The organism is Ectothiorhodospiraceae bacterium 2226 (assembly GCA_013348725.1).
GTDB lineage: Bacteria > Pseudomonadota > Gammaproteobacteria.
The window spans coordinates 2,085,728-2,109,203 of record CP054689.1 but is presented as its reverse complement, the minus strand read 5'-3'; the positions used below and the strand labels follow the sequence as shown (position 1 = coordinate 2,109,203).

16 protein-coding genes are annotated in these 23,476 nt (G+C 70.6%); 5 read left to right on the top strand and 11 right to left on the bottom strand.

Features of this window, described 5'->3' with window-relative positions:
* Window positions 1-260: 260 nt before the first annotated feature.
* Window positions 261-2,318 (top strand): DUF1929 domain-containing protein, encoded by a 2,058-nt coding sequence (locus HUS23_10185; protein ID QKT04153.1) that lies wholly within the window; start codon window positions 261-263, stop codon window positions 2,316-2,318.
* 5 nt (window positions 2,319-2,323) lie between these two features.
* Here HUS23_10185 and HUS23_10180 read toward each other — a convergent pair whose 3' ends face one another.
* Window positions 2,324-4,264, bottom strand: coding sequence for a heavy metal translocating P-type ATPase (locus tag HUS23_10180; protein ID QKT05038.1), 1,941 nt, complete (start codon window positions 4,262-4,264; stop codon window positions 2,324-2,326).
* A 325-nt stretch (window positions 4,265-4,589) separates the two neighbouring features.
* On the opposite strand from HUS23_10180, the gene HUS23_10175 reads away from it, so the two are divergent.
* Window positions 4,590-6,764 (top strand): hypothetical protein, encoded by a 2,175-nt coding sequence (locus HUS23_10175; GenBank protein ID QKT04152.1) that lies wholly within the window; start codon window positions 4,590-4,592, stop codon window positions 6,762-6,764.
* A 15-nt stretch (window positions 6,765-6,779) separates the two neighbouring features.
* Here HUS23_10175 and HUS23_10170 read toward each other — a convergent pair whose 3' ends face one another.
* From HUS23_10170 to HUS23_10145, 6 genes are all read right to left on the bottom strand, one after another.
* Window positions 6,780-7,079: a hypothetical protein gene (locus HUS23_10170; protein QKT04151.1), complete on the bottom strand. Its 300-nt coding sequence runs from the start codon at window positions 7,077-7,079 to the stop codon at window positions 6,780-6,782.
* 272 nt (window positions 7,080-7,351) lie between these two features.
* Window positions 7,352-10,426 (bottom strand): efflux RND transporter permease subunit, encoded by a 3,075-nt coding sequence (locus tag HUS23_10165; protein ID QKT04150.1) that lies wholly within the window; start codon window positions 10,424-10,426, stop codon window positions 7,352-7,354.
* A 12-nt stretch (window positions 10,427-10,438) separates the two neighbouring features.
* Window positions 10,439-11,911, bottom strand: a complete 1,473-nt coding sequence (locus tag HUS23_10160) for an efflux RND transporter periplasmic adaptor subunit (protein QKT04149.1) — start codon at window positions 11,909-11,911, stop codon at window positions 10,439-10,441.
* On the bottom strand, window positions 11,908-13,191 hold the full coding sequence (locus HUS23_10155) for a TolC family protein (GenBank protein ID QKT04148.1): 1,284 nt from the start codon (window positions 13,189-13,191) through the stop codon (window positions 11,908-11,910). The genes HUS23_10160 and HUS23_10155 overlap by 4 nt, the downstream gene beginning before the upstream one ends.
* 77 nt (window positions 13,192-13,268) lie before the next feature.
* Window positions 13,269-13,649: a hypothetical protein gene (locus HUS23_10150; GenBank protein ID QKT04147.1), complete on the bottom strand. Its 381-nt coding sequence runs from the start codon at window positions 13,647-13,649 to the stop codon at window positions 13,269-13,271.
* Between the two features lie 49 nt (window positions 13,650-13,698).
* Complete coding sequence (locus tag HUS23_10145; protein ID QKT05037.1) at window positions 13,699-14,760, bottom strand: SO_0444 family Cu/Zn efflux transporter; 1,062 nt, start codon at window positions 14,758-14,760, stop codon at window positions 13,699-13,701.
* 269 nt (window positions 14,761-15,029) lie between these two features.
* On the opposite strand from HUS23_10145, the gene HUS23_10140 reads away from it, so the two are divergent.
* A complete protein-coding gene (locus HUS23_10140; GenBank protein QKT04146.1) occupies window positions 15,030-15,905 on the top strand; it encodes a universal stress protein in 876 nt (291 codons plus the stop codon).
* 71 nt (window positions 15,906-15,976) lie between these two features.
* On the opposite strand, the gene HUS23_10135 is transcribed toward HUS23_10140, so the two are convergent.
* From HUS23_10135 to HUS23_10125, 3 genes are all read right to left on the bottom strand, one after another.
* Window positions 15,977-16,579, bottom strand: a complete 603-nt coding sequence (locus tag HUS23_10135) for a DUF1043 family protein (GenBank protein ID QKT04145.1) — start codon at window positions 16,577-16,579, stop codon at window positions 15,977-15,979.
* A 216-nt stretch (window positions 16,580-16,795) separates the two neighbouring features.
* A complete protein-coding gene (gene ssb / locus HUS23_10130; protein QKT04144.1) occupies window positions 16,796-17,272 on the bottom strand; it encodes a single-stranded DNA-binding protein in 477 nt (158 codons plus the stop codon).
* 147 nt (window positions 17,273-17,419) lie between these two features.
* Window positions 17,420-18,778, bottom strand: coding sequence for an MFS transporter (locus tag HUS23_10125; protein ID QKT04143.1), 1,359 nt, complete (start codon window positions 18,776-18,778; stop codon window positions 17,420-17,422).
* A gap of 113 nt (window positions 18,779-18,891) precedes the next feature.
* Between HUS23_10125 and uvrA the strand changes: the two genes are divergently transcribed.
* Window positions 18,892-21,744 (top strand): excinuclease ABC subunit UvrA, encoded by a 2,853-nt coding sequence (uvrA, locus tag HUS23_10120; protein ID QKT04142.1) that lies wholly within the window; start codon window positions 18,892-18,894, stop codon window positions 21,742-21,744.
* The gene (locus tag HUS23_10115; GenBank protein QKT04141.1) at window positions 21,741-22,019 is read left to right on the top strand and encodes a hypothetical protein; all 279 of its coding nucleotides are present in this window, start codon (window positions 21,741-21,743) and stop codon (window positions 22,017-22,019) included. Before uvrA ends, HUS23_10115 begins: the two co-directional genes overlap by 4 nt.
* Window positions 22,020-22,094: 75 nt before the next feature.
* On the opposite strand, the gene HUS23_10110 is transcribed toward HUS23_10115, so the two are convergent.
* Window positions 22,095-22,820, bottom strand: coding sequence for an SAM-dependent chlorinase/fluorinase (locus HUS23_10110; GenBank protein ID QKT04140.1), 726 nt, complete (start codon window positions 22,818-22,820; stop codon window positions 22,095-22,097).
* Window positions 22,821-23,476 lie beyond the last annotated feature (656 nt).

Sequence of the window (23,476 nt, the reverse complement as noted above, 5' to 3'; positions counted from 1 at the left end):
ACGTGGTGTACGCAGCCCGGCCCACCGCCGCGCGACTCGCACGCGGTAACCCTCATCCGCACGGCTGACGCGGATGATGCGCGCCAACTTGCACCAGGCGCCGCATCGGCAGCTTCTGCATCGGTTGGAAGCCGCGGCCTGGCGTTGCACCATAGTCCGTGACCAAGCTCCTGCATCTGTACGCGCGCCACGCGAAGGGGGGACCCATGGGCGAGGGGAACTGGGACAAGGTCAGGGACAGCCAGGGGCGCGTACTCCTCATGGACTTCGTGCCCATCCACATGGCGCTGCTGCATACCGGCGACGTGCTCCTGTTTTCGGGCGATCAAGCGGACATCAACAACGCGAGCGCCGGCAAATGCAGGTTGTGGCATCCCGAAACCGGCCGCGTCACCACACTCGCTCTCAGCCGCAACCTGTTTTGCGCCGGCCACTGTTTCCTGTCGGACGGTCGCCTACTTGCCGCCGGCGGCACCACCCACGGTTTTCCCGGGCGCTCGGGCGCGGACAAGGACCTGCACACCTTCATGCCGCCGGTTGTGGGGGATGACCGCGGCGACGGGGGCGGCGGCGGCCCCGGCGATGACGCGGGGCGCGGAACGGGCGGCGGGACCGGTGGCGGTGACTCGGGCGGCGGTGGATCGGGCGGCGGAAGCGGGGGCGATGCCGGCGGCGGAAGCGGGGGCGGCGGCATAGGCGACGGCCCGGGAAGTGGCGGCATCGGCGACGGTCCCGGTAGCGGGCCGGTCCTGAACATTGCGGGCCTGCAACCCCTCGGCAGCCACACCGGTGGCTGGCAGCGCCATGCAGACATGGACGACCGGCGCTGGTATCCCACGTGCACCACGCTCCCGGATGGCAAGGCGCTGATCGTCTCTGGGGTGCGCCGCTGGTGGTTCGCCGGCCTGCCGCGCCTGAGCGGGCGGGTCAACAAGACCCAGGAAATCTTCGACCCGGACACCAACCGCCTGAGCCCGCCGCAGCATTTTCTGGACGACGTCGGGCTTTATCCATTCGTGCACGTGCTGCCGGGCGGCTACCTGTTCGTTCACTACCGCGACACCACACGGCTGCGCGATCTGCACAGGAACCGGTGGCTGCCGCAGACGTTCCATACGGTGCCGGTGAATTCGGACGGAAGCCGCGGCACACATACCTATGACGGGACCGGAGCGTGCGCCGTGCTGCCGCTGGACGCCGATGGCAACGATCCGCACAAACCGGGCGTGGTGCGCATCCTGCTGGTGGGCGGGAGCACCGACGCCAAGCCCAGCAGCGGCTCGCCGGCCACCGACGTGGCACAGGTATTCGAGTTCGTGCGCGAGCGGCCGCAGGAAAGCGGCTGGCGCGCCACGGCCCGTCTGCACCACCGGCGTTTCATGTCCGATGCGACCTTGCTACCGAACGGCCAAGTGCTGGTCTCGGGCGGTGCCGGGCGCGGGCGCCAGGGCCATAGCCACAATGGCGTGCGCGAGGCGGAGCTGTTCGATCCGGCGGACGAGACATTCGGTCGCGCGGCCGAGGCGGCGGTGGACCGGCTGTACCATTCCACTGCCCTGCTGATGCCGGACGCACGCGTACTGCAGGCAGGCAGCACCGGACACGAATGGCCCGCGGATGCCGATTCGGAAGCGAACGACTTGTCGCTGGAACTGTACACGCCCCCCTATTGCCGGCATGACGCACCGGTGCCGCACGGCCCGCGCATCCGCCGAGCGCCTTCCACCCTTGGCTACGCGACGCGTGTGACCGTCGAGACCCCCGACGCGGATTCCGTCGTGTCGGTGGCCCTGCTACGGACAGGCTCCGTCACCCACACCCTGAACATGGACCAGCGCTGCGTCATGCTGCCCATCGTCTCGCGCACATCCGAGGCGCTGACCGTCACCACGCCGCGCGATGGCTGGGTGGCGCCCCCCGGTCCGTACATGCTGTTTCTGATCGCCGCCGAGGGCTGCGTGTCGCACGGCGCGTTCGTACGTTTCGATGCGCCTGCGGCGGCCGTCGACATCAGCCCTACGCGCGTGAACTTCGGCGCGACGCCGGTGGGCGAGGTCGCCACTCGCACGGTCACGCTGCGCAACTCGGGCCGCGACACGCTGACGCTTACCGTCTCGGAACCGGAAGGCGGGTTCGCATGGGATGCGTTTTCCATCACGGTGCGCGCGGGCGAAGAGCGCGATGTGACAATCCATTTCGCACCGCTCGGCCCCGGAACACACGCTGCACTGCTGCGCATCACGACGAGCGCGCCCAACCTCCCGCAGCTTGAGGTGCCGATACACGGCGAGGGCATGCAGGGTCCGCAGCCGCATTAGCGGCGTTACAGCGCCCGCGTCCAGCGCAGCAGCTGCGCGTTGAGGGCCACGATGATGGTGCTTGCCGACATCAGCACCGCGCCGACCGCCGGATGCAGCAACAGCCCCCAGCCGGCCAGCACGCCCGCCGCGAGCGGGATGGCGACGATGTTGTAGCCGGCGGCCCACCACAGGTTCTGGATCATCTTGCGGTAGCTGGCGCGGCTGAGGGTGATGATGCGCGCGACATCGCGCGGGTCGTTGCGCACCAGCACCACGTCGCCCGCCTCCACCGCGACGTCGGTGCCCGCGCCGATGGCGATGCCGACGTCGGCGCCGAGCAGCGCGGGGGCATCGTTCACGCCGTCGCCCACCATGGCCACGCGCTTGCCTTCGGCACGCATGGCGCGGATGCGCTCGGATTTGTCCTCGGGCAGCACCTCGGCGTGGACGGTGTCGATGCCGAGCTCGCGCGCAACGGCCTCGGCCACCGCACGGCTGTCGCCGGTGAGCATGACCACCTCGATGCCCTGCGCGTGCAGGCGGCGCACCGCCTCGTGCGACTCCGGCCGCACCGCGTCCGCGACCACAAAACCGGCGCGCACGCGCCCCTCCCCCAGCAGATACACCACCGAGCGGCCCGCCGATGCGGCCCGCTCGCTGAGCGTCTGCAGCGGCGCGGGCAAGGCCAGGCCCTCGCGGCGCAGCAGGTTCGGGCCGCCCACCAGCCACTCGGCCCCGTCCACCCGGGCGCGCACGCCGTGGCCGGGAATCGCCTCAAAGTCCGTCACGCCCGGCAAGGTCACGCCCTGTTCCTCGGCGGAGACGACCAGCGCCCGCGCCACCGGATGCTCGGCGTCGCGCTCGGCCGCCGCCGCGAGCGCCAGCGCCTCGCGCTCCCCGCCCGGCGGCTCGCTCAGGCTCTCCACCACGCGGTGCTCGCCCAGCGTCAGGGTGCCGGTCTTGTCGAACACCACCGCCTCGAGCAGGCGCGCCTCCTCGAGGCCGCGCCGGTCGCGCACCAGCAGGCCGCTGCGCGCGCCGAGCGTGGTGGAGATCGCGATCACCAGCGGAATCGCCAAGCCCAGCGCGTGCGGGCAGGCGATCACCAGCACCGTCACCACGCGCGTGATTGCGAAATCGGGGGCGGCGCCGAGGCCGAGCCAGACCGCCGCCGTCACCACGGCCGCCGCGAGCGCGACGATCGTTAAAAAGAACGCCGCGCGATCGGCCAGTGCCTGCGCGCGCGAGCGGCTCTGCTGGGCCTGCTCGACCAGGCGCATGATCCCGGCCAGCGCGGTGGACTCACCGGTGCCGGTCACCTCCACGCGCAGCGAACCCTGGCCGTTCACGGTCCCGGCGATCACGCGGTCGCCTTCGGATTTGCTGAGCGGGCGCGACTCGCCGGTGATCATGGCTTCGTTGACGTCGCTGCGCCCCGCGCGCACCAGGCCGTCGGCCGGCACGCGCGCGCCCGGGCGCACCAGCACGCGGTCGCCCACCGCGAGTTCCGCGATGGGCACCTCGCGCACCTCATCGCCCTCCAGACGTAGCGCCGCCGCCGGCAGCAGCTTGGCGAGCTGCTTGAGCGCCCCCTGGGCCTGGAAGATCGAGCGCATCTCGATCCAGTGCCCGAGCAGCATGACCGTGATCAGGGTGGCCAGTTCCTCCCACAGCGGCATGCCGGGGAAGCCCAGCAGCACCGCAAAGCTGAACAGGAAGGCGACGCTGATCGCGAGCGCGATCAGTGTCATCATGCCCGGCAGGCGGTCGCGCAACTCGCGCGCCGCGCCCTGCAGGAACACCCAGCCGCCGTAGAAGAACACGATGGTGCCGAACACCGGCGCAATCCAATGCGCGCCCGGCACATGCGGCGGCGTGTAGGGGGTGAGCGCGGGGAGCATATGACCCCACAGCACGGTGGGGATAGTGAGGATCAGCGCCAGCCAGAACTTGCGCCGGAACATCTCGACGCTGTGGCCGGCGTGCTTGTCGTGACCCGCGTGCGCCTCGTCGTGCGCGCCCTGCGCGGCCGCGCCCTGGTCGTGCGGCCCGCGCGCCAGTTCGGGGTGATGCGGGTAACCGGCCTCGCGCGGCCGCTCGCGTTCGTGCTTCGGTCCGCTCTTCATATCGTCCTCCGCCTGCCGCACCCTCGCCGGGCGTGTTGAGATTGTATGCAAAACGCGCGATCCCTCGACCCCGAAGCGACCCTCACCTATGGTTGCGCGTAGGGCATGCGCGGCAAACGGCGGCGGATACCCCGCGCGGCTTGGCGACATTGAGGCTGCCGCCATGAGTGATCCGATCAACACGTCCTGCACCCATCCTCGGCCCTCCGCGGCGGCACGCGCGGACCTCGGGCGAGACGGTGCGCGCCACCCCCACACGGGACTGAATCACCACGTCATGGGGCGGACGCTGCTTGCTGCATCGCTTGTACTGTTGGGCACCTCCCTCTTCGCCCAGACGCCGGAGGCCGAGCGCCTCAGCGCCCGCTTGCTCGCCGAGGCGGACGCGGCGCCGGCCGACGTGCCGCCCGATGCGCACGTGCTGCGCGTGGGCAGCGACGGCGCGTGTGACTTTGGCTCCGTGCAAGAGGCCCTCGATGCAGCACGCGCACCGCCCGCCCACACGCACGTGCGTATCGCGCGCAACGGCGCGTACATCGAACAGGCGCTGCAGATCATCGACAAGCACGTCACCCTCGAAGGCGGCTACGCGCATTGCGCAGCGGATGCGCCCGACGCCGCCACCACCGCGCTGGACGGCCACGGCAACGGCCGCCGACCGGTGATTCGCATCCGCAATGGCGAAGACTTTCTCATGCAAGTCGCGCTGCACCGTCTCGCCCTGCAGGGCGGCCGCACGACGCGCAATTACTTCATCTGCAGTGAGTCGCGGCGCAATGGCGCAGGGCTCAACATCCGTGGCCGCGTCGCGGTCACACTCACGCGCACGGTGGTGCGCGACAACGAGGCCAGCAGTGCGTCGTATTCGGGCGCGCTGTGCGGCACCCCCTCCAGCAACAGCGGAGGTGGCATCTACTTCGACGGAGAAGACTTCGGCGACAGCCGCCTCACACTGGGCCCGGGCAGCAGCGTGGTGAGAAACGCGGCGCTCGGCAAAGGCCGCTTCGAGCACATGCATGGCCAAGGCGGCGGAATCTACTGCAAATCGGGCCGCTTGCACCTTGCGCGCAATGCGGCCGTGGCCGGCAACCGCACCGGGGGCGAACGTCCCGGCGACGGCGGCGGCCTGTACCTGGACCGCGGCTGCAACCTGCGCTCCAGCGCGGGCGGCATCCTGGGCGGGATTCTGATGAACGAGTCGGCGCAGCACGGCGGCGGCATCGCCGCCCGTACCGGGCGCATCCGCTTCGATCGCGACGGCGCCGCGCTGCCCGCGGTGGCCGGCAACGTCGCCGCCGGTCACGGCGGGGGCATCTACGTGCCCCGCGATGAGGAGGTCGGATTCATCGTACGCCTGGGCAGCGTGCGATTGGCGTCCAACCGCAGCGGCGGCCACGGCGGCGGCCTCTACTTCGTCAATAACCGCTCGCGCGTCGAACTGGTCGACGCGCTCATCACGGGAAATCATGCCGAGGGGGTTGGCGGTGGGATACGCTTCGGCGGCGCGCGTTCGCACCTGGAACTGGTCGACAGCGCGCTGGTCCAGAACAGCGCCAACGGGCGCGGCGGCGCCCTTTACTTTGGCGCCTCGGAGTTGATCGTGCGCCGCGCGGGTGACGCGTGCGACAGTGCGCAGATCGCCCGCTGCAGCCGCATGGAGAACAACCACACGCAGGCGGACGGCGGTGCACTCGCGCTCGCGTTCGGGTCGGCGCACATCAGCCAGAGCGTCATCGCAGGCAACAGCGCCGACGGCGCGGGCAGTGTCGCCTGGGTGAGCGGGAGCAACTCGGAACTGCATCTGGAGGGCGTCGCCATCCACGGCAATCACGGCGCGCCGCAGCTGTTCCAGCTCCAGGACCGGTCGCTCACTAGCGTGGACTGGAGCACCATCGCCGGCAACCGCGAGGGCAATGCACCCCTGGCAGTATTCCGCCTCGAGAACGACGAGCGCCACAGCGTCAACACGCGGCTGCGCGTGCGCGGCAGCATCGTGTGGGAACCGGGCGCGGAACTGGCGAGCCGCAGCGGCCCCACGTTCACACCGAGCAACTGCACCATCGGCCACCGGAGCCTCGCCAACAGCGGCTTGTCGGTCGGCAGCCGCTTCTACAGCCTGAACAACCCGGCGCTGCGTGATCCCGCCGCCGGCGACCTGCGTCTGCGGCCGAACTCACCCGCCATCGACTACTGCAGCACGCAGCAGGCGGGTGTGCAGCCGCGCTTCACGGACTTGTTCGACAATGCGCGCGGTGTGCCCTTTGACGGGCCCACCGTGACGCCGATCAATCCCGGATCGGGCGACTTCGATCTGGGCGTGCACGAGCTCACGCCTTGATCGGCATTGGAAGGCTCAGTGCGTGTGCGGCCCCTCGACGAGCAACTCCCACACGATGTCGGTGTCGAACGGCACCTTCACCTGGAAACGGACCCGCGTGTAGTTGGTGACGCCGCCGTGAGTCAGGGTCTTGGCGTTCACGCCGTCCAGCGTCTGGCGCTGACCGTTACGGCTGAACCAACCCTTGCCGTAACGCACGCGGATCTCGGTGCCGGCGGGGCGCGTGAACACACCATAGCGCTTCGCGGTGGAGCCCCAAATGTCGTAGACCGTGCGCCAATCTCCCGCGCGCACGTGATGCGTCATCGTCGCCATGGCATATCCCCTCCGTTGAAGCGGCTACGCCCTTATCAAATTTGATTGGATGGGCTGATGAAGGACACGAAGGCGTCCCGGTGCCGCATGCTCTTTAAGGATAGCGAGCATTCAACCGTCACATAACCTGGCGGAGGATCAGAACCCTCGCGAGTGGCCAAGGTTGCTGCGTCCCCGCCCGCTCGGCGATTGCGATTACCGCGCAAGATCGCGTCGCGTAAACCGTATCGTCGCCACCACGACACGGCGCTCACGCCCTGCGTCGACGACGGTCACGCTCCCCGCCCTGCGCGCAAATAATAAAGCGCCGGCACCACCGCCATATTGAGCGCGGTGGCGCTGAGCAGTCCGCCCAGGATCACCCACGCCATCGGCGCCTGGATCTCGGTGCCGGGCTCGCCCAGGCCGAGCGCGAGCGGGATGAGCGCGAGTGCGGCGGTGAGCGCGGTCATCAGGATGGGCGCGAGGCGCTCGAGCGAACCTTGCATCACCACCTCCGCGGCGGGCCGGCCCTCGGCGGCGAGCGTCTGGTAGCGCGCGATGAGCAACAGGCCGTTGCGCACCGCGATGCCGAACAGGGTGATGAAGCCGACCAGCGCGGCGACCGTCATCACGCCGCCCATCCACCACACCGCCACCACGCCGCCGACCAGCGCGAGCGGCACGTTGACCATCACCAGCAGCGCCAGCGCGAGCGAGCGCAGCGCGAGGGTGAGCAGCAGCACCATGCCGAGCAGCACGGCGCCGCCGACCATCAGCAGGGTGCGCGTGGCCTGTGCCTCGGCCTCGAACTGACCGCCGAACTCGACGCGATAGCCCTCGGGCAGCGTGACCTGCTGCGCGAGCGCCGCGCGCGCCTGTTCGACCGCGCCGCGCAGGTCGCGCCCGGCGACGTTGGCGCTGACCACCAGGCGGCGCTCGGCGTTCTCGCGCCACACCGTGCCGGCGCCGCGCTCGCGCGCCGGCTCCACCAGTTCGCGCAGCGCCACGGTATGGCCGGTCGGGGTCGCGAGCGTGAGCCCCGCCAGCCCCTCCAGGTCCTGGCGCGCCGTCTCGGGCAGGCGCACCACCAGGTCGAAGCGCCGATTGCCCTCGAACACGTCGGACACCACCGCGCCGCGCCAAGCGGCTTCGACCAGCGCGGCCACCTCGCCGACCGTCAGCCCGTAGCGCGCCAGCGCCTCACGGTCGGCGCGCAAGCGCCACTGCGGCACCTCGGCCTGCGGCTCCACGGCGACATCGACCAGGCCCTCGACCGCCTGCAAGGCTTGTTCGATCTCGCCGCCCAGGCGCCGCAACTCGCCCAGCGAGGGGCCGAACACCTTCACCGCCAGGTTGGCGCGCACGCCGGTGAGCATGTGGTCGATGCGATGCGAGATCGGCTGACCGATGTTGAAGGCGACCCCCGGATGGCGCGCCAGGCGTTCGCGCAGCTCGGCGAGGAAGGCCTCCTTGCCCTGCGGCAGCGGCCCCAGGCGCAGGTCCAGCTCGCTCATATGCGGCGGCTGGGTGTGCTCGGCCAGTTCCGCGCGGCCCGTGCGACGCGCCACTGACAGCACCTCGGGCAAGGCGCCGAGGTCGCGCTCGACGACCTGCGCGAGGCGCGCCGATTCAGCCAGCGCGGTGCCGGGCGGCGCGACCATCTCGATGGTCAGGCTGCCCTCGTTGAACTCGGGCAGGAAGGAGCGCCCGAGCTGCGCCACCGACACCAGCGCCACCACCACCAGCAGCAAGGAGCCAGCGACCACCCACGGGGCGAAGCGCAGCACGCCCCCGAGCAGCGGCCGGTAGGCACTGCGCAGCGCGCGCACCGGCAGCGCCTCGCGCGGCTCGCGCACGGCGCGGCTGCGCCCGAGCAGCCAGTACGCGAGCACCGGCGTGAGCGTGAGCGCGACCAGCAGCGAGGCGGCGATGGCCACCAGATAGGCGACGCCGAGCGGCTGCAGCAGCCGCCCCTCGATGCCGCCGAGGAAGAACAGCGGCAGGAACACCAGCATGATGATGAGCGTGGAGAACACCACCGGGCCGCGCACCTCGTTGCTGGCGCGCGCGATGACCTCGCGCACCGCAAGCGGCGCGGCGCGCGCCGCGTTCTCCTTGAGCCGTCGGTAGATGTTCTCGACGAAGATGATGGCGTCGTCGACCAGCGCGCCGATGGCGATCGTCATACCGCCCAGCGTCATGGTGTTCACGCCGATGCCGAGCGCGGTGAGCGCGAGCAGCGCCGCGGCGAGCGAGAGCGGAATGGCGAGCAGCGAGATGGCGGTGGTACGCACGTTGAGCAGGAACAGGAACAGCACCACCACCACGAACAGCGCGCCGTCGCGCAGGGCCTTGCCCACGTTGTCCACCGCCAGGCGAATGAAGTCGGCCTGGCGAAACAGGTCCGGCACCAACTCCACGCCCGGCGGCAGCTGACCGGCCAGCGCCTGCAGGCGCGCCTCGATGGCGGCGGTGAGCGCCAGCGTGTCGGCGGCCGGCTGCTTGGCCACCGCCAGCACCACGCCGGGTTCGCCGTTCACGCCCCCGTCGCCCACCGGCAGCGCCGCGCCCATGGCCACCTCGGCCACATGGCGCACCCGCACTGGCACCCCTTCGCGTACCGTCACCACCGCCTCGCGCAGGTCCTCCAGGCGGTCGGCGCGGCCGAGAAAGCGCAGCAGCGTGTCCTGCCCACCGCGCTCCACCAAGGCACCGCTCGCATTGCGGTTGGCCGCGGCCACCGCCGCTTGCACGGCGTCGAAGCCGATCCCGAGCGCGCGCAGGCGCTCGGGATCCACCTGCACCTGGTACTGGCGCACCTCGCCGCCCAGACTCACCACCTGCGCGACACCCGGCACCGCCAGCAGCTGCGGGGCGATCACCCAGTCGGCCGCCTCGCGCGCCTGCATCAGGTCCGCCGGCGCGCGCGCCCGCACGCCCAGGTACAGGATCTCGCCCATGATGGAGGTGATGGGGCCGAGCTGCGGCGAGGCCACGCCCTCGGGCAGGCGCCCCACCTGGCCGAGGCGCTCGGCCACCACCTGGCGCGCCTGGTAGATGTCGCGCCCCCAGTCGAACTCCACCCACACCAGCGAGAAGCCCGGCACCGACTGCGAGCGCACCCGCCGCACGCCGTCCGCACCGGCGACCGCCACCTCCACGGGGAAGGTGACTTGACGCTCCACCTCCTCCGCGGCCAAGCCCGGCGCCTCGGTCATCACCGTCACGGTGGGCGCGGTGAGGTCGGGAAACACGTCCACCGGCGCCTCGCGCGCGGCCCACACCCCGAGCACCAGCAGCAGTGCCCCGAGGGCGAGCACCGCGAGCCGGTTGCCCAGCGACCAGTCGATCAAGCGTTCCAACATGGCGGCGGTCTCCTAATGCGCGTGGCCGTGATCGAGGGCGCTCGGGTCGCGCCCCGCGAGCAACACGGCGTAGGCACCCGCGGTCACCACGCGCTCACCCTCGGCCAGCCCGGCGAGCACCGCGACCCGCCCCGCCGCGCGCCCCCCCAGGCGCACCGGCCGCCGCTCGAAGTCCTCGCCGCCGCGCTGCACGATCACCACGTCCACGCCGTCGTCGTCCAGCACCGCGGCGGCCGGCACGCTGACCTGCGCCACCGGCTCGCCCGCGGCCAGGCTCGCGATCAGCGGCAGGCCCACCGGCCAGCCGTCCCGGTTGTCCACCTCGAACACCAGCGGCAGGATTCCGCCCGCGTCCAGCGCCGCGGCGCGATACACCAGCCGCGCCTCCGCCGGCGCCTCCCAGGCCCCGCTGCCGGGGCGGCGCACGCGCAGGTCCTGCGGATCGCTCAGCGCGGGCAGATCCTGCGCGAGCAGCTGCACGCGCAGCCAGACGCGGCGCGTGTCGAGCACGGTCGCAACGGCCGCCCCCGCCTCCACCACCTGCCCCGGTGCGAGCGGGCTCGCCACCACCACGCCGTCCAGCGGCGCACGCAGCACCAGCGGCTCGCCGCCGCGCTCGCCGCGCACCGCCTCCAGCCGCTGCTCGGCCGCGCGCAGCGCGCTGCGTGCGGTGGCGAGCTCGGCCTCGGCCTCTTGCAGGCGCCGCTGCGGGATCACCCCCTCGCGCACCAGGCCCTGCACCCGCTGGTGTTCGCTCTCAGCTAGCCTGGCGCGCGCCCGCGCGCCTTCCGCGTCGCTCTGCAGGCGCGCCACGTCCTCCGCGCCGGCGAGCGGCGCGATCTGCACCAGCGCGTCGCCCGCCTGCACGCGTCGCCCCGGCTGCGGCCACGCCTGACCGGGCGCCGCGCGCAAGGTGCCGCGCGCCGGTGCGCTCAGCTCCGCGCGCCGCCCCGCGGCGGCCTCCACTACCGCCGGGGCGCTGAGGCGCGGGGCGATGGGCTCGCGCCGCGCGCTCTCGGTCGCGAAAGCCATGCGCCACTGCTGCTCCTTGAAGAAGGCGATGCCCTCGGCCTCCTCCTCCGCCGCCGGCACGGCGTCGGCGCTCGCGTACACCACCACCGGCACCGCCACGCGATGGCGGCGTTCGGGCTGCGCCAGCTCCAGCAGCAGCTCATGCTCGCCCGCGCGCGCGGGCGCGAGCTCCGGCAGGTAGATGCCCTCGCGCGCGGGGGCGTCGGCACTCACCTGCTGCCGCGTCCCGTCCGGGGCGGTCAGGGTCAGGGTCAGCCGCCCCTCCCGGACCGGGCGCTGCCCGTCCAGCAGCGTCAGGTGCACCAGCAAACGCGCCGTCTCGCCGACCACCAGCGGCGGGTGTTCGGCGAACACCTCCAGGCCGTCCTCCCACACGGTGAAGTCCTGCTCGTCGGCGTGCGCCGCAGCCAGGCACCACAGCAGGCCCAACAGGGTTATCGTCCAGCGGCTCATCGGCCGGCCTCCTCAAAATCAGTTGTCGTAACCGCATGGAGCGCCTCGCCCGCGGCATGGCGCAGGGCGGCAAGTTCCAGCCAGGCGTCGGCCAGCAGTTGTTGCTGACGCCCCTCGGCGGCGCGCGCCGTCTCCACCGCGTCGATCAGCGCGGGCAGATCCACCTCGCCGCGCTGATAGCCGCGCTCGGTGAGCGCGCGCACCTCGCGCGCGGGCTCGAGCACGGCGCCGCGATGGTGCCGGGCTTGGTCGACGAGATGGGTGAGATGCAGATGACTCACGCGCAGCTCGGCCTGCAAGTCGCGCTCGAGCGTGCGGACGCGTTCGCGCTGCGCGCGGCCCAGGGCCGCGAGCTCGTCCCGACGGCCGCCGCGCCGGTCCCACAGCGGCAGCTCGACGGTCAGGCCCGCGCCGGTCACCGGCTCGCGCGAACCCGCGAACACGTCCCGCTCGCGATACAGGGTCAGGCTGACGCCGGGCAGGGCCTCGGCGCGGGCCACGGCGCGTTCGGCGGTCAGCACGGCCTGCCGGCCTTGCTCGTGATGCAGGCTGGGGTGGTCCGCCGCGCCTTGGGCAAAGTGCTCCAGTGCCGCGGGCGGCGGCGGCACGGTGAGCGGCGCCAGCGCGCCAAGTTCGTCGGGGGCCAGCGCCAGCAACGCGGCCAGCGCATAGGCCGACTCGGCCCACTCACCCTCGGCCTGCTCCACCGCCTGGGCCGCCTGCGCCGCCATGACCTCCAGCCGCAATGCCTCGCGGCGGGAGACGTCGCCCGCCGCCGCGCGGCGCGCCCCCGCGTGCGCAAAGGCCGCGGCGTCCTCGGCGTTGCCCCGCGCCAGCGCGAGCAGGGCCTGATCGCGCTGCAGGCGGTGAAAGGCCTCGGCCACGCGGCGCTCGAGCCCCAGGCGTTCGGCCTGCTCCGCCGCCTCGGCGACGCGCACGCCGGCCGCCGCCACCGCCTGCCGGGGCTTGATGCGCCCGAGCGGCAGCGGCTGGGTGATCGCGATCTGGGTCAGGTCGCGCCCGCCGCCGCCGAGCTCGCGCGCGAGCCGGTCGTCGGCACGCAGTTCCACCGAGGGGTTGGGCCAGGCGCCGGCCTGGCGCAGGGCGCCCTGCTGCGCCTCGCGCCCGGCGGCGGCCGCCGCCACCTCGGGCGCCACCGCCAGCGCACGCGCAATGCTCGATTCCAATGTCCACTCTGCCGCCGCTGCGCTCACGCACAGTAGGCCGGCGAGCACCACGGCACCCCGCACCGCTACGCGGCGCACATCAATCAGGATCATGTCGATCTCCCCGTCGGCGAGCGCCGACGCACAAAACGTCAAAGCCGCGCAGCCGTGCGCGGCAGGTCGTCAGGAGATCAGGCGGGAGGGGCGCGCAGCGGGGGCGCGAGGTGGGACGGCGGGGCAGGTAAGCCCCAGCGGCTGCGCGCGGGCGACGCCGCGCGGCGCAGCACAGGCGTCAGCAGCAACAGGAGGAGGCCCGTGACCAGTGCGAGCGGCAGGTCCACAGACGGGAGCAGCTTGGCGAGCGCGAGCGGCGAGATATCCACCTCGCCGGCGAGGTCGTGATGCGCATGGTGCGCATGGTGAGCGGCCTGCGCCACATGCACATGCGCGCCCGCGCCCTCGGTCTCGCCATGCACATGGATGCCCGCGAACTGCGCCCACAGCAGAGCCAACGCGCAGGCGACGACAAGGCGCAGCGCGGAGGGCCGGAGGCGGTGACGGAACCATTCCATGCCGGGCATTAGGCCGCAGCCGCCGGTACGCGTCAAGACGGTCGCCGCCTCAGGCCGGCAACAAGCGGCCCGCGGCGCGGCGCACCGGCCGCACCGCCAACATCACGAGCAGCACGAGGGACGTGACCTGCAGCCACCTGGGCAGGAGTTCCTGAGCCACCGCGACTTGGCGCGGGATGTCCACCTGCGCGGCCGCGACCAGCGCATCGGCCACCAACCCGAGCGCGATGGCGCTCACCACGATACCGACAAGGTAGCGCACCAGCACCGCACTGCCCATCTCGCGCCGCACCGCACCCAGCGTGGCGAGGCTGGTCACCGGACCGGCGAGCAGGAACACCAGCACGGTGCCCGGCGAGACGCCGGCCACCAACATGGCGGCCCCGATGGGCGTGGCGGCCGTGGCGCAGATGTACAGGGGAATGCCGATCACGGCCATCAGCAGCATGGCCGCGGGGCCGCCGGCATAGGTCGCCAGCGCCTGGGGCGGGACCAGCGCCATCAGCACACCGGCCACGAGGAGACCCGCCAGCAGCCACAGACTGATGTCGTCCAGCACGTCGGTGTAGGCATACACTACCCCCGCGCGCAAACGCGCCACGACACCCGGCGGCGCTGGCGGCGCCCCGGGAGCGGGCGCGCCGCAGCTCCCGGCGCCGCAACTGCCCCCGCTACACCCGCTGTCCGCGGCCGGCGCCGCGGCGGCGGGACGCGCGGGGCTCGTCGCCACCAGCAGGCCGGTGGCCAGCGCGGTGGCCACGGCGCCGAGCGCACGCGCCAGCGCCATGAAGGGGCCGAGTAAGGCGTAGGTGATGGCGACCGAATCGACACCGATCCCGGGCGTGCCGATCAGAAAGGCCGTGGTCGGGCCGCGCCCCGCGCCGCCGCGGTGCAACGCGAGCGCGGTGGGGATGGCGCCGCAGGAGCACAGCGGCAGCGGCGCACCGATCACGGCGGCGCGCGCAATGGGGCTCAGCCCGCTGCCGCCGAGCCACCGCCGGAGCGCGGACTCCGGCAGCAAGCCCTTGATCATGCCCGCCGCCAACAGCCCCAACAGCAACCATGGCGCCGCCGTTAGCGCGACCTCCAGTATCTGATACAACACGATCACCACCGCCGGACTCCCTACTTATCGCACTCACCGCCCGCTCATGAGACCACGATCTGCGCGACCGCGGCTAGGGTGCGGGGGCCGCTTGATGGACGTCAATTTGAAAGACATGATGCGACTGTAACTTGAACCGGCGTCGCAAGGCCCGCCGGAGCAGGCAACGGTTGCGGCCTCTAAGCTTGGAGGTACGGCGCTATGCGCGGCGAAGCGTCGGCTCGGGCCGAGGGGGGCGACCAGGCCACTGACTTCGCCGTGCGCGAGGAACCGACATGAAGGTAGAACGCATACTCTGTCCCGTGGATTTCAGCCCCGCCTCGGACGCGGCCACGGCCTACGCGATCGACCTGGCGAAACGTCTAGGCGCGCGCATCGGCCTGATGCACACCGTCTACGCCAATGCAGGCGGCGCCTACGCCGACACGCTCGACCTCAACCGCTTCTACACCATGATGCGGGGCGAGGCGCAGGCACGCATGCGCCGCGCCCAGGAGCGCTACGCCGACGCGGGCGTGGACCTCGAGCCTCTGCTGCACGAAGGTCCGGTGGTCGAGGAGCTGCGCCACGCCGCAGCGGAGTGGAAAGCCGACCTGGTGGTGATGGCCACGCACGGCCGCCACGGCTTCCGGCGCTGGGTGCTCGGCTCGACCGCCGAGGGGCTGCTACGCGCCCTGCCGATGCCCATCCTCACCCTCACCGAGCCGGAGGCTCAGCGTGCGCGCAGTCGGCTCGCACACGTGGTGGCCGCGGTGGACTTCCCGCTCGAGCCGGAAGCCGCCGTGCTGGAGGCAGCCCTCGGGCTCGCGGCGCGCCATGGCGCCCGCCTCACACTGTTGCATGTCCTGCATGGCGTCAGTACCGGCGTGCGCCAGCACTACGAACAGATCTTGATGGAGGCGCTGGAACAGCGGCTATTGGCGACCGTGCCCCCGGACCTCAAGGAACTGGGGGCGGTTAACGTCGTGGTCGAGGCGGGGGCCGCCGATCAGCGCCTCGTGGAATGGGCCGCGCGCGAAGACGTGGACCTGCTGGTGCTGGGCGGCAGGCCCAAGGGGACCATGGCGCGCGCGGTCGCCGGTGCGACGTTGGAACGTTTGGTCCGCGAGGCGAAGTGCCCGGTGCTGACGGTGCCCGCGCAGCCGCAGTGAAGACGAGGCGCCGCGTCCGGCGGGTACGCGCGCGGCTGGATCCGGAGGGTGTGGCGGGTCTCGCTCGCCGGTCAGGGGGTTCGCTGTGCGGCTGAGGGCCTTGTCGACTCCTCCGACTGCTCGGCGGGCTTCGCATCCGCCGGACGCGGCACCTCGCCTTCCTCGGCGGGCGACGTGGGCGCCGCCACCTCGTCGGTGTCAGGGGGCGGCGGTGCGGCGTCCCGCGCCTCCTGCCCGACCGCCTCGCTCTCGAGGGGACGCTCGACGGCCTCGGCCTCATCCGGGGCCATCCCCTCACGCCCGCCATCCGCCCAAGGCTCAGGCGGCAGGCGTTCGGCATCGGCCTCCAGAGGCTCTTCGGCCAACTCCCCTTTGGGGACCTCGCCCTCCAAGCGCGGCGTGTCGCCCTTGGTCAGGATGTGCGAACCCAAGGCCAGGTGTTCGTACAGGGTGCGGTAGGTGGAGGTCAGGTTGTTGAACAGGTGAGCGGTCTTGCCGAAATGGCGCGTCACCTCCTCCTGGTAACGGGCGAGATCGGCCTGCGCATGCTCCAGGTCCTGCTCCAGGCGCTGTACCCGGCGCGTCTGATCGGAACTCGTGCGACCGAAGTAGTAGCCGGCCGCACCGGCTGCCGCGATCAGGACCAGCATCAACAACCAAACCAACGGGGACATGAGCAACTCCATGGCGCGCGGGAGCGTCCGCACGCACGCTGTGGGTTCAAGGTGTCAACCGCAGTTTAGATGCGCGCGAGCCCGCCGCCGGATGGGTGCGGCTCGGCGCCGTCCATGGCGCGGTTCAATCCGGGTGTCCGAAACGGCGATTCGGGCGGACTGTGCTCGGCCCCGCGGGGCCGAGCCCTCCCCCGGCTGCGCCGGCCAATTCTGTTCTTAGAACGGGATGTCGTCGTCGAAATCGGGCGTGCTGCTGGCCGCGGGCGCCTCGCGCCGACCCTGACCGCTGCTGCTGCTGCGGCCGCCACCGAAATCGCCCTCGTCGCCGAAGCCACCGCCACCGCCACCGCTGCCCTGACGGCCACCGAGCATCTGCATCTCGCTGGCGACGATCTCGGTGCTGTAGCGGTCCTTGCCGTCGTTATCCTGCCACTTGCGCGTGCGCAGGCTGCCTTCGATATAGACCTGCGATCCCTTGCGCAGATACTCGGCCGCAATCTCGGCCAGGCGGTTGAAGAACACCACGCGGTGCCACTCGGTGCGCTCCTGCTGCTCGCCGGTCTGCTTGTCTTTCCAACTCTCCGAGGTGGCGAGGCGCACGTTGGTGACCGCACCACCGCTGGGCATGTAGCGCGTCTCCGGATCCGCCCCCAGATTGCCGACGAGAATGACTTTGTTGATACCGCGTGCCATGAGTGGCCTCCCGAGGAGCGTGACGGCGGGTCGTGACGCCCGCCCTGAATCTGGGTCGCGAGCCCGATAAGGCTCAGCGCTCGGCACCGCCGAGGCGGGCCGAGCTACGCTAGCCTAGCGGAGGCGGCGCGTGCGGGCAATCCCGCCTCAGCCCCGTTCCGACGCTATCCGCTGTAATGCCTGCTGATCGAGCCTATGACGATCGACTTTCAAGTACGCCACCTCGTCGCCGGGCGGGATCACGGCCTCGGCGACCCCCGCCACCGCGCGCAGGCGCCTCACCAGAGCCGCGGCCTCGGCATCGCTGAGCGCGCCGACCCGCAGCAACTGACTGGATAGGTAACGCGGGTCGGCCATGCCGGCGGCCAGCGCGAGCCACAGCAAGGCCAGCCCCGCGCAGGCCAGGAACACACCCTGCGCCCCCACGGCGCCATACAGCGACCCGCCCAGCGCGCCGCCGAGAAAGGCCCCCAGGAACTGCGAGCTCGTGTACACACCCATCGCGCTCCCCTTGTGCTGAGCCGGCGCGATCTTGGCGATCAAGGAGGGCAGGGAAGCTTCCAGCAAATTGAAGGCGGCGAAGAACAGCCACAGCAATACGAACATCGTCAGCAAGGTGCTCGGCATCACCGCCAGCCCCAGCTGGGCCACGCCGAGCAGCACGATGGCGCCGAGGAAGAACTGTTTCAGCCGGCGCTTGCGCTCGGCGACGATCACGAACGGCACCATTGCCACCAGCGACAGCACCATGACCCCGAGGTACACCTGCCAATGCTGCGCCGCGGGCAGGCCCACGGTGTCACGCAACACCAGCGGGATAACCACGAAGCTCGCGGTGAGAATCAGGTGCAGCAGCAGAATTCCGGCGTCGAGGCGCAGCAGCTCGGGCGCGCGCAGCACCTGGCCGAGTTGGGCCGGGACGGTTTGCGCATCGGCGTGCACGCGCGATACCGGGGGCGCGGGCACCACCACGTAGAGCACCCCGATCCCGAGCAGCGCGAGCGCCGCGGTCGTCCAGAAGATCCCTTGCACGCCGATCCAGGCGCCGAGCACGGGCCCCAGCACCATGGCCGCGGCGAAGGATGTGCCGATACTCGCGCCGATGATGGCCATCGCCTTCACCCGCTGCTCCTCGCGGGTGAGGTCTGCGGCGAGCGCCATGAGCGCAGCGGCGACCGCGCCCGCCCCCTGCAGGGCACGGCCGAAGATCACCAGCCAGATGGTATCCGCCAGCGCGGCGACCACGCTGCCCAGCGCGAAAATCAACAACCCGAGCACGATCACGCGCTTGCGCCCCACCCGATCCGACAGCAGGCCGAAAGGGATCTGGAACACGGCCTGGGTGAGGCCGTAGACGCCGATGGCCATACCGACCAGGAACGGCGTGACGCCGTGCAGGTCTTCGGCGTAGAGCGCGAAGACCGGCAGGATCAGGAACAGGCCCAGCATGCGCAGCGCGTAAATACCCCCCAGACCGAGAGCGGCGCGGCGTTCGTAGGGGCTCATGCTGTCGCTGTCGGGGGAACCGCCGTGGGATCTCATGAGGATTGGGGTGTAGTTTTGCGCGGCTTCGCCGAAGCGGCGTATATTATCAGGTTGCTTCTGGAGCCGGGTACCGCATGGACACCATCGTCATCCGCGGGGCGCGCACCCACAACCTCAAGAACATCGATCTTGAGTTGCCGCGCGACAAACTGATCGTGATCACCGGGCTATCGGGCTCGGGCAAATCGTCGCTCGCCTTCGATACGATCTATGCGGAGGGCCAGCGCCGTTACGTCGAATCGCTGTCCGCCTACGCGCGCCAGTTCCTGGCCATCATGGAGAAGCCCGACGTCGACCACATCGAGGGCCTCTCCCCGGCGATCTCCATCGAGCAGAAGTCGACCTCGCACAACCCGCGCTCCACCGTGGGCACCATCACCGAGATCTACGACTACCTGCGCCTGCTGTTCGCGCGCGCCGGCGAGCCGCGCTGCCCCCGCCACGACACCGTGCTCGCCGCCCAGACCGTGAGCCAGATGGTGGACGCGACGCTCGCGCTACCCGACGGTGCGCGCCTGGCCCTGCTCGCGCCGCTCATCAGCGACCGCAAGGGCGAGCACCGCGAGGTGCTGGATGAACTACGCGCGCAGGGCTATCTGCGCGCGCGCGTCGACGGGCGCATCGTCGAGTTGGACGGCGCCGAACCGCTGGACCCCAAGCGCAAGCACACCATCGAGGTGGTGGTGGACCGCTTCAAGGTGCGCCCCGACCTCGCCCAGCGTCTGGCCGACTCCTTCGAGACCGCCTTGCACCTTGGCGACGGCCTGGCGCGCGTCGCGTTTCTGGACGAAGCGCAGGACGACCTGGTCTATTCCGCCAAGTTCGCCTGCCCGCTCTGCGGCTTCAGCGTGCCGGAGCTCGAGCCGCGCATGTTCTCGTTCAATAACCCGGCCGGCGCCTGCCCCGAGTGTGACGGCCTCGGCGTCACACAGTTCATCGACCCGGCGCGCGTGGTGGTGCACCCCGACATCGGGCTCGGCGGCGGGGCGATCCGCGGCTGGGATCGACGCAATGCCTATTACTTCCACATCCTCAGCTCGCTCGCGCGCCACTACGGCTTCGACCTCGACACGCCCTGGCAGGAACTGCCCGCGCATCTACAGGAGATCGTGTTGCACGGCAGCGGAGAGGAGCGCATCGCCTTCACCCAGCTCGGCGAGGACGGCAAACCGCAGCGACGCGAGACGCCGTTCGAGGGCGTCATCCCGAACATCGCCCGCCGCCATCGGGAGACCACGTCCATGGTGGTGCGCGAGGAACTCGGCAAGTTCTTCAATCAGCACAGCTGCCCCAGCTGCGGCGGGGCGCGTCTGAACGAGGCGGCACGCCACGTATTCGTGGCCGAGCACACACTGCCCGATCTCACGGCCTTGCCGGTCGGCCGCGCCCAGGCCTTTTTCGCTCAGCTGGAGCTGCCCGGCAGCCGCGGCGCGATCGCGCAGAAGGTGGTCAAGGAGATCGCCCAGCGACTCGATTTCCTGGTGAACGTGGGACTGGACTACCTCACCCTGGAGCGCAGCGCCGATACCCTCTCGGGCGGCGAGGCGCAGCGCATACGCCTGGCCAGCCAGATCGGCGCCGGCCTGGTCGGCGTGATGTACATCCTGGATGAGCCGTCCATCGGACTGCATCAACGGGATAACGAGCGCCTGCTGAACACCCTCACCTATCTGCGCGACCTCGGCAACACCGTGATCGTGGTGGAACACGACGAGGACGCGATCCGCTGCGCCGACTGGGTGGTCGACATCGGTCCCGGCGCGGGCGTACACGGCGGCGAGATCGTGGCGCAGGGCACGCCCGCGCAGATCATGCGCCACCCGAACTCGCTCACCGGGCAGTACCTGTCCGGACGGCGGCGCATCCCGGTTCCCGACCAGCGGCACGCGCCCGATCCGTCCCGCATGCTGTGCATCCGCGGCGCGCGCGGCAACAACCTGAAGGGGACCGACGTCGATATCCCCGTCGGCCTGATGACCGCCGTGACCGGCGTGTCGGGTTCGGGTAAGTCCACGCTGATCAACGACACCTTGTATCGCCATGCGGCGGTCACCCTGAACGGGGCGAGCGAGAATCCCGCGCCTTGCGCCGCCCTCACCGGCCTGCAGCACTTCGACAAGGTGGTCGACATCGACCAAAGCCCGATTGGGCGCACGCCGCGCTCGAATCCGGCCACCTACACCGGGCTGTTCACCCCCATCCGCGAGTTGTTCGCAGGGGTACCCGAATCACGTGCGCGCGGCTACGGGCCGGGCCGCTTCAGCTTCAACGTCAAAGGCGGGCGCTGCGAAGCCTGCCAGGGCGACGGGCTGATCAAGGTCGAGATGCACTTCCTGCCGGATGTCTACGTCGCTTGCGATGTCTGCAAGGGCCGCCGCTACAACCGCGAGACCCTGGAGATTCACTACAAGGGCAAGAGCATCGACCAGGTGCTGGACATGACCGTCGAGGAGGCGCGCGCCTTCTTCTCGGCAGTGCCGGTCATCGCGCGCAAGCTCGAGACTCTGGATGAGGTCGGCCTCGGCTACGTGCGCCTCGGGCAAAGCGCCACCACGCTGTCCGGCGGCGAGGCGCAGCGCGTGAAACTCGCGCGCGAGTTGTCCAAGCGCGACACCGGCAACACGCTCTACATCCTGGATGAGCCGACCACCGGCCTGCATTTCCAAGACATAGAGCAGCTGCTCGCGATCCTGCACCGGCTGCGCGACCACGGCAACACCGTGGTGGTGATTGAACACAATCTCGACGTGATCAAGACCGCCGACTGGATCATCGACATGGGACCTGAAGGCGGCGACGGCGGCGGGCAGTTGGTGTGCGAGGGGACCCCCGAGGTGGTCGCCGACCACCCCGCCTCCCACACCGGCCGGTTCCTGCGCCAAGTGCTGGACGCGGCGGCAGAACCGCTGCGCGAGGCGCGCTCATGAGCGCCTTGGAGCAGAAACTGGTGGCCTGGTTCGCCGACCCGCGGGTGCAGGCCCTGCGCCTCGATCCCGTGCTGTTCTGGGCGCGCGGCGACAAAACCCCGTTCGGGCGCATCAAGGTGGACCCGCGCGAGCTGGAGGTGTTCCTCGCCGCGGTGCTCGGCGAGCCCTCCGAATGCCGCGAGGACCTCGAACGCACCGAACCCGGCCGCGCGAGTTTTCTCGCCGCCAACGCCCGCCGCCACGAACTGCCCCTGCTACGCCGGCGCAGCGATTAATTTCCTACGGTCGGCTAGTGCGTCGGTGCGCACTCACCGGTCCCTCGTGGTACGACTCCCTACGCCGCGCCGTCGCTAGGCCATCAACCCCACCTGCGCCCCCACCTCCAGCCCCAGCACGCGGGCGGCCGACCCCTGATTCACCGCGATCTCGACCAGCCCGTTGGCGTTGACGTACCAGAACGCCTCGCCCACCGGCACGTCGCAGAAGGTGCGCGCCCCCGAGAGCGTACGCCCGCCGACCCGCAATCTCGCGCCTGCGGCGCACCTTTGCGCGCGGATCCCGGTGATGGCATTGCCATAGTGGTCGACGTACACCACCTCCCACAGGTCCGCCCCCGCCTCGACGGGCACCGTGCGTTCCAGTACCTCGCCCGGCGGCGGCGCCCCGCGCGCGAGGAGCGCCGCAACCGGCGCGAACAGGTCACGCCCGTGGAACGAATCCGAGAGCTTGCCCGGGCGCCAGTTGATGGTCCACCAGGCGGCGCGGCCCGCACGCGCGGCCACGACGTCGAACAGGCCGTTGTCGGGGCCGACGAACCAACGCCCCCCGGCGCGCAGCACCACCGCCCGACGCCCCGGGTCGCCCACGCCCGGGTCGACCACGCACAGCAATACCGCATCGAGCGGCAGCGCCGGTGCGTACGCAGCCAGCAGATGCGCCGCCGCCCGCGGACGGAACGCAGGCGCGTCCGCGAACAGATCCAGCACCGGCACCCCCGGCGCCTGCTGATAGAGCACGGCCTTGACCTGCCCCACGTAGGGGCCCGCCACGCCGAAGTCGGTGAACAGGGCTATCATGGGCCCATGATAGCGCTCGAACTACTAAGGCGCTGAACAACTGCGACTCCGGACTTGCCCACGCCCGCGAGACAGAAGTCTCCTCCGCCCTAATGACGAAATCGGCCTCACTGGGCACACACGCCGCACTTCGCAACGTGATCCGACTGCTCAACAAACAACATGCTTCAGCACACCCTCATTAGCGGATATCGTTCTTGTTTCGTTGTTCGTCGTCGCGCCAATGGGCCATCTCACGTCAAATCCGAACCCTGCGGCTTTACCTTCGACGCTAACTCGCATAATCACAGCAGCTCAAGCTCGCCTTCTGGAATCTCCACTGCACTCCCATCATCTCCTTCCACCAGGACCAGGACGGTCCGCAACGGAACCTGGAGTTTCTCCGCGAGATCAGGGTCTTCAACGGACCGAAAGCCGCACACACTACCTCTCCTGAGCCCGTACTTAGCCTGCGCCGCTGATGCTTTCAGCTTCACGGCATCCCCCCAACTAAAAGTCATTGATTCACCGGAAGCCACGGCGTTCCGTCCTCATTCTTTACGCCTGGACGATGTGCATGTGGCTGAAGCGCCCGCGGATCATTATGTGTCTTCGGGCTGTGAGGCCCGTCGATTCTCATGCCAGTCGGAGTGCCATCAGCGTCGCGCACCTGAATC